This is a genomic window from Salinarimonas chemoclinalis, from assembly GCF_041514305.1.
GTDB lineage: Bacteria > Pseudomonadota > Alphaproteobacteria > Rhizobiales > Beijerinckiaceae > Salinarimonas > Salinarimonas chemoclinalis.
This window is the reverse complement of the sequence record NZ_JBGMWH010000002.1, coordinates 441,712-457,195: the sequence shown is the minus strand read 5'-3', so window position 1 is coordinate 457,195 and position 15,484 is coordinate 441,712. Positions and strand designations below refer to the sequence as shown.

Sequence of the window (15,484 nt, the reverse complement as noted above, 5' to 3'; positions counted from 1 at the left end):
GCCGGACCTTGCGCCCGGCGCCGAATTCTCGCATCAGGGGCGCATGAGCGAGACGAGCGACAGCGACGCATCACGGGCCGGCGCGGGAGAGGCCCCGACGGAGCCGGACTACGGCGAGGCCGGCCGCAAGGTCTTCGCGCGCGAGGCGGCGTTCCGCACCGCGGCCGACAAGTCCGACTCGCTGCCGCCGATGGAGGGGCTCGAGATCGCCTTCGCGGGACGCTCGAACGTCGGCAAGTCGAGCCTCGTCAACGCGCTCACCGGGCGCAACGCGCTCGCGCGCACGTCGCACACGCCCGGGCGTACCCAGCAGCTGATCTTCTTCGACGTGGGCGGGCTGTTCACGCTCGTCGACATGCCGGGATACGGCTACGCGGCCGTCTCCAAGCAGAAGGTCGCGGCCTGGACGCAGCTCGTACGCGACTACCTGCGCGGGCGCGCCAACCTCGCCCGCATCCTGCTCTTGATCGACGCCCGCCACGGCATCAAGCCGAACGATTCCGAGATCATGGACATGCTCGACAAGGCGGCGGTGTCCTACCAGATCGTGCTCACCAAGGCCGACGCGCCGAAGAAGGCCGAGCTCGACGCCGTCGTCGCCCGTACCGGCGAGCAGATCGCCCGGCGCCCGGCCGCGCATCCGCGGGTGCTCGTCACGTCCAGCCGCTCGGCGGAGGGGATCTCCGAGCTTCGCGCGGCGATCGCGCAGCTGCTGGCGGAGCGGGGCGTCGCGCTGCCGGCGATCCGGCCCGAGGCCTGAATCATGGCGGAACGCCTGCTCCTCGCGGCCGGCGCGCTGGCCGGGCTCCTCGGCGTCGCCTTCTCGGCGATGGCGACGCACAGGGCGGGAGGCGGCACGCTGGAGGTTTCGGCCTCCTTCCTGCTCTTCCACGCGGCCGCACTGGTGGGGATCTCCGCGCTGATCCTGGGCGCCCACGTCGGCCGCAAGGCGGGCCTCCTGGCCGGGTGGCTCCTGGTCGCGGGCCTCGCGCTGTTCTGCGGCGACCTCGCGCTGCGCGCCTTGGAGGGACGCGCGCTGTTCGCCAACGCCGCGCCGACGGGAGGCGTGCTCCTGATGCTCGGATGGCTGGCGCTCGGGGTGGCGGCGTTCGTGCGGCGGTGAGGCGTCGGACGCGTTTCGCACCACCCTGAACGCACCGGCACGATCCATCCCAAAGGCCCCGCCGCCCGCGCGTGCCGCGCGGACTCCTCCCCTCCGGGAAGGATCCGGGGTTGCGCATGTCGCGAACGGCCGATGCAGGCCGCCGACCGCTTCCTCCCCGCAGGGGAGGACGACGGCCGAAGGACGGAGGGTGGGGAAGTCGGCGGGCCGGCTCGCCCAAGCATCGCAACGGCCCCATCGCCCGCGCTGCGTGCGGACTCCTCCCCTCGGGGGCCGGAACCATGAAGTGGGCCTACCCTCGCGCCGCATTTCGCATTAGAAGCCCGCCAGCACCTGACGCTCGAACCGCCGGACCACCGCCGCCATGACCGAGAAGACCCCCGACCCCAGCCCCTCCGCGCACGAGCGCGCCGAGATCCTCGTCCAGGCCCTGCCGCACATGCAGCGCTACGACGAGGAGGTCGTCGTCATCAAGTACGGTGGCCACGCCATGGGCGACCAGGCGGCGGCCGAGGACTTCGCCGAGGACATCGTTCTGCTGGAGCAGTCGGGCTTGAAGCCCATCGTCGTCCACGGCGGCGGGCCGCAGATCGGCTCGATGCTGACGCGGCTGGGCATCGAGAGCGAGTTCCAGGCGGGCCTGCGGGTCACGGACAAGGCCACCGTCGAGATCGTCGAGATGGTGCTCGCGGGCTCGATCAACAAGCAGATCGTCGGCTGGATCGCGGCGGAGGGCGGCAAGGCGATCGGCCTGTGCGGCAAGGACGGCAACATGGTCCACGCCCGCAAGGTGACGCGCACGGTGGTCGACCCCGATTCGAACATCGAGAAGGTGGTCGATCTCGGCTTCGTCGGCGAGCCGGACCACGTCAACCGCCAGATCCTCGACGCGGTGCTCAAGGCCGAGCTGATCCCCGTGCTGGCGCCGGTCGCGGTGGGCGACGGGGGGCAGACATACAACGTCAACGCGGATACCTTCGCCGGCGCCATCGCCGGCGCGATGCACGCCAAGCGGCTGCTGCTGCTGACGGACGTGCCGGGCGTGCTCGACAAGAACAAGCAACTCATCCCCGAGATGACGGTCGACGATTGCCGCCGCCTCATCGCCGACGGCACGATCACCGCGGGCATGATCCCGAAGGTCGAGACCTGCATCTACGCCATCGAGCAGGGCGTCGAGGCGGTGGTCATCCTCGACGGCAAGGTGCCCCACGCGGTGCTGCTCGAGCTGTTCACCGACCACGGCGCGGGGACGCTGATCCGCCGGACGTGACGGCGCGCGCGCCGCGCCCTCGCAATCCCGCGCCATCCGCGCTACATTGAGGAGGGGCCGCACCGGCCCCTTTTTCGTCGGGACATGAGACACATACCTTCCCCCTCCGCAGCGCGGGCCGATCGCCGCCACTTCGTCGCCCCGGACGCGCGGGGGTTCGGCCATGTCGAGACGTGGATCTTCGATCTCGACAACACGCTCTATTCGCACGAGGCGCAGGTCTGGCCGCAGATCGACGAGCGCATCACGCTGTTCGTGGCGAACCTGTTCGGCATCGACGGGATCTCGGCACGCGCCCTGCAGAAGCACTACTATCACAGGTACGGTACGACCCTGCGGGCGCTGATGACCGAGCACGCCATCGACCCGCACGCCTTCATGGATTTCGTCCACGACATCGACCACCGCCACATCGAGCTGAACGCGGCGCTGGGTGCCGCAATCGAGCGGCTGCCCGGACGCCGGCTCATCCTCACCAACGGCTCGCGCAGGCACGCCGAGGCGGTGGCGGCGAAGATCGGCATCCTCGACCATTTCGAGGACGTGTTCGACCTCGCCGATGCGAACTTCACGCCCAAGCCCAACCGCGAGGCGTACGAGATCTTCCTGAAGCGCTACGCCGTCGACCCCGCCAAGGCGGCGATGTTCGAGGACATCGCCAAGAACCTGCGCGCGCCCCACGACCTCGGCATGACGACGACGCTCGTCGTGCCGCGCACCACGGACCCGTTCCGCGACGCCTTCGAGCAGGAGGCGGTGGAGGAGCCGCACATCGACTACATCACCGACGACCTCGCGTCCTTCCTCACGGGCGAGGTCGGAACCTGAGGATCGGGGGGAGCCCGAGGCATGGTGGCAGCCAGAGGCATCTTGGGAGCAAGAGGCATGGCGGACGTCGTCGTCCCGCGCGATCTCCAGGCGCGCTTCACGGCGCCCGCCGACATCGCCTTCGCCACGTTCGACGCCCGCGACGGCACGACGATCCGCTGGGCCGCCGTCGCGCCCGACGGCGCGCGCGCGACGGTCGTGCTGCTGCCGGGCTTCACGGAGTATGTCGAGGCCTATTTCGAGACGATCCGCGATCTGCTCGCTGCGGGCATCGCCGTCTTCGCCATGGATTGGCCGGGGCAGGGGGGCTCGGGCCGCTATCTCGCCGATCCGGAGAAGGCGCACGCCTGGGGCTTCGAGGCGCACGTGGGGGCGCTCCGGCGCTTCCTCGAGACGATCGTCCTGCCCGCCGGGACGCCCGGGCCGCTGACGCTCGTCGGCCACTCGATGGGCGGGCACCTCGCCACGCGCTTCCTCGAGGAGGCGCCCGGCCTCGCGGACGCGGCGGCGCTCTCGGCGCCCGCCTACGCGGTGGGCGTCGACAGCCCGCTGCCGCCGGGCCCGACGCGGCTCGTGGTCGAGCTCGTCGTCGCGCTCGGCTTCGGCGAATCCTGGGCGCTCGGCGCCGGGCCGTGGGAGCGCCAGGGGAAGCGGCGCGCGCGCCTGCGGCCGCTCCTCTCCTCGGACCCGGAGCGCGCCGCGATCCTCGAGCGCTGGGCCGAGGTGAACCCGACCCTCCGCGTCGGGGGGGCGACCTGGGGCTTCGGGCGCAGCTTCGTTCGCTCGGCGCGCCGCGTCGTCGAGCCGCAGCGGCTCGCGCGCATCGGCGTGCCGGTGCTGATCGGCTCGGCGGGGCGCGACGCCTTCACGGATTCGGGCCTGCACGAGACCGTGGCCGCGAACATCCCCGCCTGCCGCGTCCTCGCCTACCGCCAGGCGCAGCATTGCCTCTTCCTCGAGAGCGATGCCATCCGCGGTCCCTGGATGAGCGCGCTGATCGGGCTCGCGACGAGCGGGCGCCTGCCGGCCGCGTGAGCGCGCGCGAAAAAACGGAGGCGAGCCTTGTAACGTTCGCCGCCTCCGCTTCGTATAGGCAACGGAGCGACCGCGCGCGCCTCACGGGAGGACGCACGCCCGCAGACGAGGACACGAGCCGCATGCATCACCCCCGCCCGCGCACAGCCCCCGTCGCCCTCGGCGTCTTCCTCGCCCTCGGCGTCGCCGCCGGCCCAGCCGCCGCGCAGGGCGCGGCCGAGACGCGCGACTGGTCCGAGATACTCGAGGCGGCCGAGGGCCAGACGGTCTACTGGAACGCCTGGGGCGGCGACCCGGCGACGAACGACTTCATCGCCTGGGTCGGCGACGAGGTGAGCGCGCGCCACGGCGTCGAGGTCGTGCACGTCAAGCTCTCCGACACCGCCGAGGCGGTCTCGCGGGTGCTGGCGGAGAAGGCGGCCGGACGCGACGCGGGCGGGGCGGTGGATCTGATCTGGATCAACGGGCCGAACTTCCTCGCCATGAAGGACGAGGGACTGCTTCACGGCCCCTTCGTCGACGCGCTGCCGAGCTTCGCGCTCGTCGACACGGTCGTGAAGCCCTCCAACGTCGTCGACTTCACCGTGCCGGTCGAGGGCCTCGCGGCGCCCTGGCGCGTCGCCCAGGTGGCGTATCTCTACGATGCCGAAGCGGTCGACCCCGCCGCGCTGCCGGGCTCCGTGCCCGAAATGCTCGTCTGGGCCGCGGCCAACCCCGGGCGGCTGACGCATCCGACGGCGCGCGACTTCCTGGGTGCGACCTTCCTCAAGCAGGCCCTCGTCGAGCTGGTCACCGATCCCGCCGCGCTGCAGGCACCGGCGACGGACGAGACCTATGCGCAGACGGTGGCGCCGCTCTGGGACTGGTACGACGGCTTGCGCCCGCACCTCTGGCGCGCCGGCGCCGAGTTCCCCGAGAGCGGTCCCGCCCAGAACCAGCTCCTCGCCGATGGCGAGATCGACATCGCCATCACCTTCAACCCGGCGGAGGCGGCCGCCGGCGCGATCCAGGGGCGCCTGCCCGAGACGATCCGGGTGTTCTTCCTGGAGGACGGCACGATCGGCAACACGTCCTTCGTGGCGATCCCCTACAACGCCGCGCACAAGGAGGGCGCGATGGTCGTCGCGAACTTCCTGATGTCGCCGCAGGCGCAGGCCCGGGCGCAGGACCCCGCCGACCTCGGCGCCTTCACCGTGCTCGACCTCTCCCGTCTCTCGCCGGAGGAGCGCGCCGCCTTCGACGTCAGCGACGCGCATCCGGCGATGCCCGCGCCCGAGGAATTCGTGCGCGTCCTGCCCGAGCCGCATCCGTCCTGGATGACGCGCCTCGTGGACGATTGGGAGCGGCGGATCTCGGGGTGAGCGGATGATGCGGCTTGGGTGAGAGCGGCGTGGCAGGCGGTCTCCAGCGGTCCAGGGAAGGCGAATGCCGGCGCGAGCAGGCTCCGGCTGCCGCCCGCCGCACGCGCCGAGGGTCTCCCCTCTCCCTCGTGGAGAGGGGCCGGGGGTGTGGGGCGTGAGAGGATGACGACGACGCCGATGCCGCGCTGCACGACCGTGCGGACTGTCCTCCATGCCGAGCAGCCCGGCTCGACGCCCCACACCCCTAGCCCCTCTCCACGAGGGAGAGGGGAGCAGCGTCGCGGCCCGCATCGGCGGCGCCGTCCATGACCGCCCGCCCCGACCCCCTGCGCCTCGCGCCCGGGCTGACCCTCGCGCTCTTCCTCCTGCCGATCGGCGCGGGACTCCTCGGCACGCTCGCGCCGGCCTTCGGGATCTTCCCGGCGCTCGGCGAGACGCGGCTGTCGCTGGACGCTTGGCGGGACCTCGTCTCGCAGCCGGGCTTTTCGACGTCGCTGCGGCTCACCCTGACGAGCGGGTTCCTCTCCACCGCGCTCGCACTCCTCTTCGCCTGCGGCTTCGCCGCGCTCGCCTCGACGCGGGCGGGGACGGCGCGGCTCGAGCGGGCGCTGGCGCCGCTGCTGGCGACGCCGCACGTCGCGGTGGCGATCGGGCTCGCCTTCCTCATCGCCTCCTCCGGTTTTCTGGCCCGGGTCGTCTCGCCCTGGCTGACGGGTTGGGAGCGCCCGCCGGCGCTCGCCATCGTGCGCGACCCGTGGGGCCTGTCGTACGTGGCGGGCCTCGCGATCAAGGAGACGGCGTATCTCGTGCTGATGGTGCTCGCCGCGCAGGGCCAGGTGCGGGCGGCGCAGGCGCTCGCGGCGGCGCGGGCGCTCGGCTATCCGCCCCTCGTCGCCTGGGCCAAGGTGGTACTGCCGGCGATCTACCGGCAGATCCGCCTGCCGGTCTACGCGGTGCTCGCCTTCTCGTTGTCCAACGTCGAGGTCGCCCTCGTGCTCGCGCCGGGCACGCCGCCGCCGCTCGCGGTGCTGGCGATGCGCTGGTTCGCGAGCTGGGACCTCTCGCTCTACCCAACCGCCGCGGCGGCGGCGACGCTCCAGCTCCTCGTCGTCGTCGCCGGCATCGGCGCCTGGCGCCTCGCCGAGGTCGTCGTGAAGCGCCTCCACCGCGCCTGGTGCGCGCGCGGGGCGCGAGGTGGGCTCTCCGGCCCGATCCTCGGGATCGGAGGCGCGGGCGCGATCCTCTCCGGCGTGGCGGTGCTCGGGGCGATCGGCATGATGGCGCTGTGGTCGGTCGCCGAGGGCTGGCGCTATCCGGACGCGCTGCCGCGGGCGCTGTCGCTGCGCAGCTGGGAGCGCGCGACGCCGACGCTCGTCGACCTCGTCGGCACCACGGCGCTCGTCGCCGCGATCGCCACCGCCGTCGCGCTGGCGCTGGCGCTCGCGTGCCTCGAGAACGAGGCACGTCGGGACCTGAAGCCGGGCGCGGGCGCGCTCTGGCTGCTCTACGTTCCGCTGCTCGTGCCGCAGATCGCCTTCCTCTTCGGCGCGCAGGTCGCCCTGGTGCGGCTCGATCTCGACGCGACCCTCGTCGCGGTGGTGTGGGCGCACCTGCTCTTCGTGCTTCCCTACGTCTTCCTCTCGCTCGCCGACCCCTTCCGCGCGCTGGACCCGCGCTACGCCCGGATCGCCGCCGGGCTCGGGGCGGGGCCGTGGCGCACGTTCCTCGCGGTGAAGCTGCCGATGCTGGCGCGCCCGATCGCGACCGCCTTCGCGGTGGGCTTCTCCGTCTCGGTGGCGCTCTATCTTCCCACGCTCTTCGCAGGCGCCGGACGCATCATGACGCTGACCACCGAAGCCGTGACCCTCTCCTCGGGCGCCGACCGGCGCGTCGTCGGCGTCACCGCCTTCGCCCAGGCGGCGCTGCCGCTCCTCGTCTACGCGGCGGCGCTCACGGTGCCGGGCCTCCTCGCGGCGCGCCGGAGGGCCGCGGCATGACCGGCCTCGTCCTCGACGACGTCGCGATCGGGCTCGACGGCCGGCCCCTCGTCGGGCCGCTGTCGATGGAGGTCGCGCCGGGCGAGGTGGTGACGGTGATGGGGCCGTCGGGATCGGGCAAGTCGACGCTCCTCGCCTATGTCGGAGGCTTCCTGCCCAAGGCCTTCGTGGCGCGCGGGCGGGTGCTCGTCGACGGCGTGGAGATCGGAGCGCTGCCGCCCGAGAAGCGGGCGGTCGGCATCCTCTTCCAGGACGATCTCCTGTTCCCGCATCTCACGGTGGGCGGCAACCTCGCCTTCGGGCTGCGCGGGAGCGTGCGCCCCGCCGCGCGGCGGCGGGCGATCGTGGAGGAGGCGCTGGCGCAGGCGAACCTCGCGGGTTTCGCAGACCGCGATCCGGCGACCCTGTCCGGCGGCCAGCGCGCCCGCGTCGCGCTGATGCGCACCTTGCTCGCCGAGCCGCGGGCGCTGCTGCTCGACGAGCCTTTCGGCAAGCTCGACGCGGCGCTGCGCCAGGACGTGCGCGCCTTCGTTTTCGCCCGCGCCCGCGACCGCGGCCTGCCGACGCTGCTCGTCACCCACGACGCGGAGGACGCGCGCGCCGCGGGCGGGCGGGTGATCGAGGTTGGAGGAGGTCCTCCTCGCTCTTGACGGGCGCACGGCCGGCGTCGGACATCTTGGTTGATCGCCGCACCACGAGGAGCCCCGATGCCCCGCCTCTCGACGCACGTCCTCGACACCGCCCACGGAGGCCCGGCCGCCGGGGTCGCGCTGACGCTCGACCGCCTCGAGCCCGACGGTGGACGCACCCGCCTGGTCGAGACGCGCACCAACGCCGATGGTCGCACCGACGCACCGCTCCTTCAGGGCGAGGCGTATCGCATCGGGACCTACGAACTCGCCTTCGCCATCGGCGACTACTTCCGCACCCGCGGCGCGGCGGTCGCCGAGCCCGCCTTCCTCGACGTGGTGCCGATCCGCTTCGCCATCGCCGAGCCGGACGGGCACTACCACGTGCCGCTGCTCGCGAGCCCGTGGAGCTATTCCACCTATCGCGGGAGCTGAGCCATGGCCGCGCGCATGCCCGTGTTCGACGCCGCCGGGGCCGAGTATCCCCGCGACATGGTCGGCTACGGCCGCACCCCGCCGCACGCCGCCTGGCCGGGCGGCGCGCGGGTCGCCTTGCAATTCGTGATCAACTACGAGGAGGGCGGCGAGAACGCGATCCTGCATGGGGACCCCGCGTCCGAGGCCTTCCTCTCGGAGATCGTCGGCGCGCAGCCCTGGCCCGGGCAGCGGCACATGAACATGGAGTCGATCTACGAGTACGGCTCGCGCGCCGGCTTCTGGCGGCTGTGGCGGATGTTCGGGGAGCGGGGGATCCCGGTGACCGTCTACGGCGTCGCCACCGCCATGGCGCGCAACCCGGACGCAGTCGCCGCCATGAACGAGGCGGGCTGGGAGATCGCCTCCCACGGGCTCAAGTGGATCGACTACCGCGACGCGCCGGTCGAGGTCGAGCGCGCGCACATCGCCGAGGCGGTGCGGCTGCACGGCGAGGTCGCGGGCGCGCGCCCGCTCGGGATGTACCAGGGCCGCACGTCGGAGCACACGCTGCGGCTCGTGATGGAGGAGGGCGGCTTCCTCTACTGTGCCGACTCTTACGCCGACGAGCTGCCCTACTGGGTCGGCGATCCGCAGGGCCGCCCGTTCCTGATCGTGCCCTACACGCTCGACGCCAACGACATGCGCTTCGCCACGCCGCAGGGGTTCAATTCCGGCGACCAGTTCTTCGCCTACCTGAAGGACACGTTCGACGTCCTGTGGGAGGAGGGCGCGCGGGCACCCAGGATGATGTCGGTCGGCCTCCACTGCCGGCTCGTCGGGCGGCCGGGCCGGGCGGCGGCGCTGGCGCGATTCCTCGACTACGTGAAGTCGAAGGACGCCGTGTGGTGCGCCACGCGCGTCGACATCGCCCGCCATTGGGCACGCAACCATCTGCCGGATGGAGTCGCGCCGGCAGACCTGGGAAAGCCATTGTTCGTCGCGGCCTGGGGCGACGTCTTCGAGCATTCTCCCTGGATCGCGGAAGCGGCCTGGGAGGCCGGGCTCGGGCCGGAGACGGCGACGGCGCAGGGCCTGCACGCGGCCCTGATGCGCGCCCTCGACCCGGCGCCGCCGGCGCGCAAGCGTGCGCTGATCGACGCCCATCCCGATCTCGCGGGACGCCTCGCGGTGGCGGAGATGGCGCCCGAGAGCCGGGCGGAGCAGGCGTCCGCGGGACTCACGCGGCTCACGCCCTCCGAGAAGGATCGATTCCTCGCCTTGAACGACGCCTACAAGGCCCGATTCGGCCACCCGTTCATCATGGCCGTGCGGGGCCGCGGCAAGGGCGAGATCCTGGCCGCCTTCGAGGCGCGCCTCGCCAACGACCCGCAGGCGGAATTCGATACCGCGCTCGGCGAGATCGCGACCATCGCGCGGCTGCGCATCGAGGAGCGGATGCAGGCGCGCCGGCCGGGCTGAGGGATGTGGGCCATCGTGAGGTGTGAAAACAGGCACGCATTCTGTCGAGCGCGCCACCGCCGATGCCGTTCGATCGGGAACTCCCCTCTCCCTCGTGGAGAGGGGCGGGGGGTGTGGGGCGTTCAGAATGGGGTAGCGCGGTCGATGCAGGCGAGCGCCGACGACGGGCTGCATCGGCGCCGAGAGGGTCCTGCACGCCCCCCACCCCCGGCCCCTCCCCACGAGGGGGAGGGGAGAACGGCGGCGGCCCGCCTCAGGCGTCGGCGGCGATCTTCATGGAGACGATGCGGTCGGGATCGCGCACGGGCTCGCCGCGCTTGATCTGGTCGATGGTCTCCATGCCCTCGGTGACCTTGCCCCAGACGGTGTACTGCTTGTCGAGGAAGCGGGCGTCGCCGAAGCAGATGAAGAACTGGCTGTTGGCCGAATGCGGCGCCGAGGTGCGGGCCATCGAGCAGGTGCCGCGCACGTGCGGCTCGGCGCTGAACTCCGCCTTGAGGTCGGGCAGGTCGGAGCCGCCGGTACCGGTGCCGTTGGGGCAGCCGGTCTGGGCCATGAAGCCCTCGATCACGCGATGGAAGGCGATGCCGTCGTAGAAGCCCTGGCGCGCCAGAGTCTTGATGCGCTCGACGTGGCTCGGCGCGAGGTCCGGGCGCAACTCGATGACGACGCGGCCCTTGGTCGTCTCCATCAGGATCGTGTTCTCGGGATCGGCCATCGGGCCCTCCTTTGGTTGGTTCGGTGTTGCTGTGGAAAGCCTGCTGCGTCACCCGCCGACGCGCATCGAGACGATGCGGTCCGGGTTGGGAACCACGCCCGACCGGTCGACACCCTTGGCGAGCGCGTCGATCGCCTCCATGCCGGAGACGACGTCGCCGACGTAGGTGTACTGCCCGTCGAGCCATTCGGCGCGGTCGTAGACGATGAAGAACTGGCTGTTCGCCGAGTTCGGGCTCTGCGAACGGGCCATGCCGATCGAGCCGCGCACGAAGGGGGTGTTCGTGAACTCGGCGGCGAGGTCGGGCAGGTCGGAGCCGCCGGCGCCGGTGCCCGTCGGGTCGCCGGTCTGGGCCATGAAGCCCGCGATCACGCGGTGGAACGGCACGTCGTCGTAGAAGCCCTGGGCCGTCAGGGTGCGCAGGCGCTCGGCGTGCCGCGGCGCGAGGTCCGCGCGCAGCGCGAGCACGACCTCCCCGTGGGGCGTCTCCATGACGAGCGTGTTCTCCTGCGCGGCGGCCGGGACGAAGGCCGCGAGCATCAGGGCGAAGGCGGCGAGAAGCGTCTTCATCGATGTCTCCAGGTGGGAGCCGCGGGTCGGGCGCGGCGTCAAGCGAGCTTGGCCTTCAGGGCCGCCGCGACGGGCGCCGGCACGAAGGGGGCGACGTCGCCGCCCATCTTCGCGATCTGGCGCACCAACGTGCCGGAGATGTGGCGGGTCGGCCCGGAGGCGGGCAGGAAGACGGTGCGGATCTCCGGCGCCATCGCGCCGTTCATGCCGGCCATCTGCATCTCGTAGTCGAAATCGGTCGTGTCCCGCAGGCCGCGCAGGATGATCGTCGCACCGGCGCGCCGGGCGGCGTCGACGGCGAGCCCGTCGAAGGTGACGATCTCGACCTCGGCGGAGAGCGACAGCCCGGCGCAGGTGGCGCGCAGAAGATCGGCCTTCTCGTCCGGCGAGAACAGCGGCGTCTTGCCCGGGTGCACGCCGATGGCGATCACGATCCGGTCCGCCAGCGCGGCGCCCTGCGTGATCACGTCGGCATGCCCGTTGGTGACGGGGTCGAAGGAGCCGGTGTAGAGGGCGGTGCGAGGGGCGGGCGGCATGGCGGCAAGCGTTAGCCGAAAAGGGCGGGGGACGGCAAGGGCGAGACGCGACGCCGCGTCTCGCCCGGGCCTTCCCCTCACCCGAATCCCATCCCCCGCGCGATCGCCCCCGTCGCCCGGCCGGATTCCACCAGCTCCCCGATCGTCGTCCCGCGCGCCCGCGCCTCGGCCTGGAGCGCGGCGTCGACGCTGCGCGAGAGCGAATCGAGGCGCTGGTCGCCGGAATAGACGCCGAGGAAGGCGTCGCCGTCGAAGCGGTATTCCACGCGCCAGCCGATGCCCAGCGTCGGCATGCCGATCGTGTTGCGGGCGAGCTGGCCCAGGCGATCGACCGAGGCGGCGCCGCGCAGGCCCGCGCCGGTGATCGCCCAGCCACCGAGGGCGGCGGCGATGCCGCTGCCGGCGGTGAGGCCGCCCGCGACGATCTGGTCCAGACCGAGGTTGATCGCGAGGTTGGCGCTGATCACCACCTGCCCGTCCTCCGTGGTGGTGAACCCGCCGCGGATGTTGGCGACGATCGTGCCGGCGGGGAAGCGGTCGCGCAGGAAGGGGATGTCCTCCAGCATCGCCCCCTGCGTGAGGCCCGGCCCCCATTCCAGGCGGGTGATCACGTTCTCGCCCGTGCCGATGTTGGCCGTCTCCAGCTCGACGCCGAGCGCGAGGGTGAAGCTCAGCCGGTCGCCGGGGAAGCGCCCGGAATTGCGCCGGCCGATCCCCGGCGAGACGACGAAGTTGCCGAGGATCGGGTTCGACGGGTCGCCATCCGTCGTCGTGAAGTCGAAGACGTCGGAGAGGCCGTTTCCGTCGATGGGCGAGACCACCATGACCACGCCCTGGACCGGCGACCAGGTCGGCAGCAGCCAGCCGACGGTGACCGACGAGCCCGTGCGGGCGAGGTCGGCGAAGTCGCCGAGCGGCTCCAGCACCTCGTGCTGGATGAAGTCGCGCAGGTCCGACAGCGCCTCCTCGGCGAGCTCGCCGAGCGTCGCCGGCGGCGGCGCGAAGACGCCGAGATCCCGCTCGGGCGGCAGGCCCGCGTCGGCCTGCGCCCGCGCCACCGCGGCGCGGATGCGCTCCTGCGTCTCCGGCGTCGCCTCGTGGTAGAGGACGCGCACCTGCATGACGCCGCCGACGCGCGCGCCCTCGGGGATGATGCCCTCTGCGCGCAGCTCGTCCTCGAGCCGGATCGCGAAGGTGACGGGGCCGGTGCCCGTCTCCAGCGCGGCGCGGGTCTCGGTCGCGGTCTCGGCGCGCGCCTCTCCGTCGGGCACGAAGGTGCGGCGCTGGATCCAGGCGTCCGCCTCCGCGACGGAGATCGCGATGAAGAACGGGTCGACGTAGCCGAGCCCGGCATAGTCCTGGATCGCCTGCGCGTCCCCCGTGACGAGCCAGTCGGCGATGTCGACCACGAGCGGGTTCGTCGGGTAGTCGGGCGTCGCGACGGGCCCCGGCTCGGGCACGAGCGTCGCCGCGCCCGGCGCGGGTTCCGTGCCGACGGGGGCGGGAGGCGCGTCCCCGGGCGCGACCCGTGTCGGCGGCGGCTCGGGGGGCGGCTCGGGGGGCGGGGTCTCGTTTCCGAGAACGTCGGCGAAGCCGTCGTCCTGCGGCGCGTCGCTGCGGGAATGGCCCTCGCGGGCCTCGATACGTGCGAGATCGGTCATCGGGTCGGCCTTCCGGTCGTCTCGAGGTGAGTCCCCGCCGGCCCACCCCCGGTCATCCAGCCCGGCAGCACCTGCCGGAGCAGCTCCTGTCCGTCCTCGCTCGCGAGCCAGGTGAGGCCGGTGAGCGCGGCCCGCGTGCGGAGACGCGCCTTCAGCTCCTCCTCGAGCGTGCCGAGATAGATCGCGTCGCCGATCTCGGGCACGCCGAAAGCGTCGCGCGCCGCCGCGTCGGCGGCCGCGTGCGCCGCGAAGACGTCGTCGACCGCGAGCGGCAGCGCGTCCTGGATCGCGTCTGGGAGGGCGTCGTGCGCCGCGGTGACCGTGGGCAGGCCCAAGGCCTGCGCGACGCCGTCGAGGGTCTCGACCAGGGTGCGCGCCGCGAGGCTCACGAAGGGATGCTGGTCGGGCAGGAGCGGTTCCTGCAGCTCCGCCACGAAGGCGTCCGCCAGGTGCGGCGCGGGCGCTCCGTTCAGCGTGGCTTCGATCGCCGGCACTCGCGTGCCGTCGTCCCGGGCGACGCGCACCTCCGCGGTCCACTCGAGCCCGAAGGAGACCACGCCGACCTGCGCCTCGATCCGGTCGCCCAGGCGATCGATGCGGTTGCCGGCGAGCATGGTCCCGAGCCCGAGCTTGAAAGTCGGCGGGATCGCGGCGAGCACGCCGCCGACCCCCATCATCGCGCCCGCCAGAAGGTCGTCGGCGCGGGCCGAGACGGAGAGCGCGAGGCCGTACACGTCCTCGTGCTCGGCGAAGTCCGTGCCGCCCTGGGCGCCGAGGGCGACGTCGGCGAGCCCGAGGCGCCCGTCGAAGCCGTGCAGGCCGGGGATCGCGACGCCGACGGTGCCGCCGTGGCCGGCATCGATGCGCGTGACGACGCCACCCTCGCCGAGGAACGGCGCCTCACCCGTCGCCCAGGCCCAGACACGACTCGTGTCGACGCTCACCGCGCCGCTGCTCGAGCGTCCGCGCAGGTCCTCGGGGAGAGGGCTCGCGGTGTCGCGCCCGCCCGTACCGTCGTCGCCGGGGCCGAACGACCAGCCGACCTGCTGCGGCCCGCCCCGCCAGGGCGTGCTCACGGTCATCTCGGCCGCGATCGGATGGTCCGGGGGGAGGGACCAGCCCACGGTCCAGGCCGTGGGGCCGAGCAACGACAGCGCCTCGCCGACGGGATCGAGCACCACCTCCTGGATCATCTCCCGGAGACCCGGCCCCGGCTCCGGCTTCGGCTCCGGGGCTTCCCGGCTCCTGCGGGGCCACGCCTCCCAGCTCGGCGGCGGCGGGACGAGGCAGACCGTGCGCGGGTCGAGGTAACCCGGCGGGTTCGGCGGTCCGTACCGGCCGGAAACGGGTGCGCCGAGGTCGGGAATGTCGAGATGGGGGTAGCGGCCCCGCAGTTCCTCGATCCGCGCGCGGGTCGCCTCCGCCTCCTCGGCCGTCATCAAGGGCGATGCGTCGGGTTTCGGCTCGGTCCCGGGCTGCGGCACCGTCTCGGGTTCCGGCTCGGGTCGCGGACGCCCGGAGGGGACGCCGTTCGAGCGCGGCTGCCGCGGTCCGGTCTCGCCGGCGTCGTCGTGGCCGGGCGGGGAGCGGGCGTACGGCGGGGGCCGATGCGGCTCCCGCGGCTCGCCGTCCGCCGGATCGGGGCCGCCGTCGCGGGTGCGGGTGGTCTCCCGACGAAACGCGTCCTCGTCCGCGTTCGGCCCGTTCGTCTCCGGGCTGCGATCATCCGGGCCACGACCCGTGCCGGCCACGCCGTCCAAGTCCGGCATCCGCGCCTCCCATTATCGAAGGAGGCATACATAATCTCAATGCATGAATTATACGTCAAGCTGATTTATCTGAACAGCAGGCACCCAT

15 protein-coding genes are annotated in these 15,484 nt (G+C 72.7%); 10 read left to right on the top strand and 5 right to left on the bottom strand.

The window, feature by feature from the left end:
* Positions 1 to 43 precede the first annotated feature (43 nt).
* The 10 genes from yihA to puuE all read left to right on the top strand — a co-directional run bounded on the left by yihA (position 44) and on the right by puuE (position 10,142).
* Entirely contained in the window at positions 44 to 760 is a 717-nt protein-coding gene (gene yihA / locus AB9M23_RS05930) for a ribosome biogenesis GTP-binding protein YihA/YsxC (protein ID WP_372423308.1), read from the top strand.
* A 3-nt stretch (positions 761 to 763) separates the two neighbouring features.
* Entirely contained in the window at positions 764 to 1,123 is a 360-nt protein-coding gene (locus AB9M23_RS05925; protein ID WP_372423306.1) for a DUF423 domain-containing protein, read from the top strand.
* 364 nt (positions 1,124 to 1,487) lie between these two features.
* A complete protein-coding gene (gene argB, locus AB9M23_RS05920; RefSeq protein ID WP_372423304.1) occupies positions 1,488 to 2,396 on the top strand; it encodes an acetylglutamate kinase in 909 nt (302 codons plus the stop codon).
* A gap of 84 nt (positions 2,397 to 2,480) precedes the next feature.
* Entirely contained in the window at positions 2,481 to 3,224 is a 744-nt protein-coding gene (locus AB9M23_RS05915) for a pyrimidine 5'-nucleotidase (RefSeq protein WP_372423303.1), read from the top strand.
* A gap of 57 nt (positions 3,225 to 3,281) precedes the next feature.
* Positions 3,282 to 4,259 (top strand): alpha/beta fold hydrolase, encoded by a 978-nt coding sequence (locus AB9M23_RS05910; RefSeq protein ID WP_372423301.1) that lies wholly within the window; start codon positions 3,282 to 3,284, stop codon positions 4,257 to 4,259.
* A gap of 122 nt (positions 4,260 to 4,381) precedes the next feature.
* Positions 4,382 to 5,620, top strand: a complete 1,239-nt coding sequence (locus tag AB9M23_RS05905) for an ABC transporter substrate-binding protein (RefSeq protein WP_372423300.1) — start codon at positions 4,382 to 4,384, stop codon at positions 5,618 to 5,620.
* A gap of 305 nt (positions 5,621 to 5,925) precedes the next feature.
* On the top strand, positions 5,926 to 7,617 hold the full coding sequence (locus AB9M23_RS05900) for an ABC transporter permease (protein ID WP_372423298.1): 1,692 nt from the start codon (positions 5,926 to 5,928) through the stop codon (positions 7,615 to 7,617).
* On the top strand, positions 7,614 to 8,267 hold the full coding sequence (locus AB9M23_RS05895; protein ID WP_372423296.1) for an ATP-binding cassette domain-containing protein: 654 nt from the start codon (positions 7,614 to 7,616) through the stop codon (positions 8,265 to 8,267). The genes AB9M23_RS05900 and AB9M23_RS05895 overlap by 4 nt, the downstream gene beginning before the upstream one ends.
* 57 nt (positions 8,268 to 8,324) lie before the next feature.
* A complete protein-coding gene (uraH, locus tag AB9M23_RS05890) occupies positions 8,325 to 8,681 on the top strand; it encodes a hydroxyisourate hydrolase (RefSeq protein WP_372423294.1) in 357 nt (118 codons plus the stop codon).
* A gap of 3 nt (positions 8,682 to 8,684) precedes the next feature.
* Complete coding sequence (gene puuE / locus AB9M23_RS05885) at positions 8,685 to 10,142, top strand: allantoinase PuuE (RefSeq protein ID WP_372423292.1); 1,458 nt, start codon at positions 8,685 to 8,687, stop codon at positions 10,140 to 10,142.
* Between the two features lie 253 nt (positions 10,143 to 10,395).
* On the opposite strand, the gene AB9M23_RS05880 is transcribed toward puuE, so the two are convergent.
* From AB9M23_RS05880 to AB9M23_RS05860, 5 genes are all read right to left on the bottom strand, one after another.
* The gene (locus AB9M23_RS05880; protein ID WP_372423291.1) at positions 10,396 to 10,860 is read right to left on the bottom strand and encodes a peptidylprolyl isomerase; all 465 of its coding nucleotides are present in this window, start codon (positions 10,858 to 10,860) and stop codon (positions 10,396 to 10,398) included.
* A gap of 48 nt (positions 10,861 to 10,908) precedes the next feature.
* Positions 10,909 to 11,430 (bottom strand): peptidylprolyl isomerase, encoded by a 522-nt coding sequence (locus AB9M23_RS05875; protein ID WP_372423289.1) that lies wholly within the window; start codon positions 11,428 to 11,430, stop codon positions 10,909 to 10,911.
* A 38-nt stretch (positions 11,431 to 11,468) separates the two neighbouring features.
* A complete protein-coding gene (gene coaD, locus AB9M23_RS05870) occupies positions 11,469 to 11,966 on the bottom strand; it encodes a pantetheine-phosphate adenylyltransferase (RefSeq protein WP_372423288.1) in 498 nt (165 codons plus the stop codon).
* A 77-nt stretch (positions 11,967 to 12,043) separates the two neighbouring features.
* Positions 12,044 to 13,627, bottom strand: coding sequence for a hypothetical protein (locus tag AB9M23_RS05865; protein WP_372423286.1), 1,584 nt, complete (start codon positions 13,625 to 13,627; stop codon positions 12,044 to 12,046).
* A complete protein-coding gene (locus tag AB9M23_RS05860; protein WP_372423284.1) occupies positions 13,624 to 15,396 on the bottom strand; it encodes a hypothetical protein in 1,773 nt (590 codons plus the stop codon). Before AB9M23_RS05860 ends, AB9M23_RS05865 begins: the two co-directional genes overlap by 4 nt.
* Positions 15,397 to 15,484 lie beyond the last annotated feature (88 nt).

Excerpts from the sequence above, each read along its gene's own strand:
- uraH (WP_372423294.1), top strand. The coding sequence starts at position 8,325 with ATGCCCCGCCTCTCGACGCACGTCCTCGACACCGCCCACGGAGGCCCG.
- puuE (WP_372423292.1), top strand. The coding sequence starts at position 8,685 with ATGGCCGCGCGCATGCCCGTGTTCGACGCCGCCGGGGCCGAGTATCCC.
- yihA (WP_372423308.1), top strand. The coding sequence starts at position 44 with ATGAGCGAGACGAGCGACAGCGACGCATCACGGGCCGGCGCGGGAGAG.
- AB9M23_RS05860 (WP_372423284.1), bottom strand. The coding sequence starts at position 15,396 with ATGCCGGACTTGGACGGCGTGGCCGGCACGGGTCGTGGCCCGGATGAT.
- coaD (WP_372423288.1), bottom strand. The coding sequence starts at position 11,966 with ATGCCGCCCGCCCCTCGCACCGCCCTCTACACCGGCTCCTTCGACCCC.
- AB9M23_RS05915 (WP_372423303.1), top strand. The coding sequence starts at position 2,481 with ATGAGACACATACCTTCCCCCTCCGCAGCGCGGGCCGATCGCCGCCAC.
- AB9M23_RS05910 (WP_372423301.1), top strand. The coding sequence starts at position 3,282 with ATGGCGGACGTCGTCGTCCCGCGCGATCTCCAGGCGCGCTTCACGGCG.
- argB (WP_372423304.1), top strand. The coding sequence starts at position 1,488 with ATGACCGAGAAGACCCCCGACCCCAGCCCCTCCGCGCACGAGCGCGCC.
- AB9M23_RS05895 (WP_372423296.1), top strand. The coding sequence starts at position 7,614 with ATGACCGGCCTCGTCCTCGACGACGTCGCGATCGGGCTCGACGGCCGG.
- AB9M23_RS05875 (WP_372423289.1), bottom strand. The coding sequence starts at position 11,430 with ATGAAGACGCTTCTCGCCGCCTTCGCCCTGATGCTCGCGGCCTTCGTC.
- AB9M23_RS05880 (WP_372423291.1), bottom strand. The coding sequence starts at position 10,860 with ATGGCCGATCCCGAGAACACGATCCTGATGGAGACGACCAAGGGCCGC.
- AB9M23_RS05905 (WP_372423300.1), top strand. The coding sequence starts at position 4,382 with ATGCATCACCCCCGCCCGCGCACAGCCCCCGTCGCCCTCGGCGTCTTC.
- AB9M23_RS05925 (WP_372423306.1), top strand. The coding sequence starts at position 764 with ATGGCGGAACGCCTGCTCCTCGCGGCCGGCGCGCTGGCCGGGCTCCTC.
- AB9M23_RS05865 (WP_372423286.1), bottom strand. The coding sequence starts at position 13,627 with ATGACCGATCTCGCACGTATCGAGGCCCGCGAGGGCCATTCCCGCAGC.
- AB9M23_RS05900 (WP_372423298.1), top strand. The coding sequence starts at position 5,926 with ATGACCGCCCGCCCCGACCCCCTGCGCCTCGCGCCCGGGCTGACCCTC.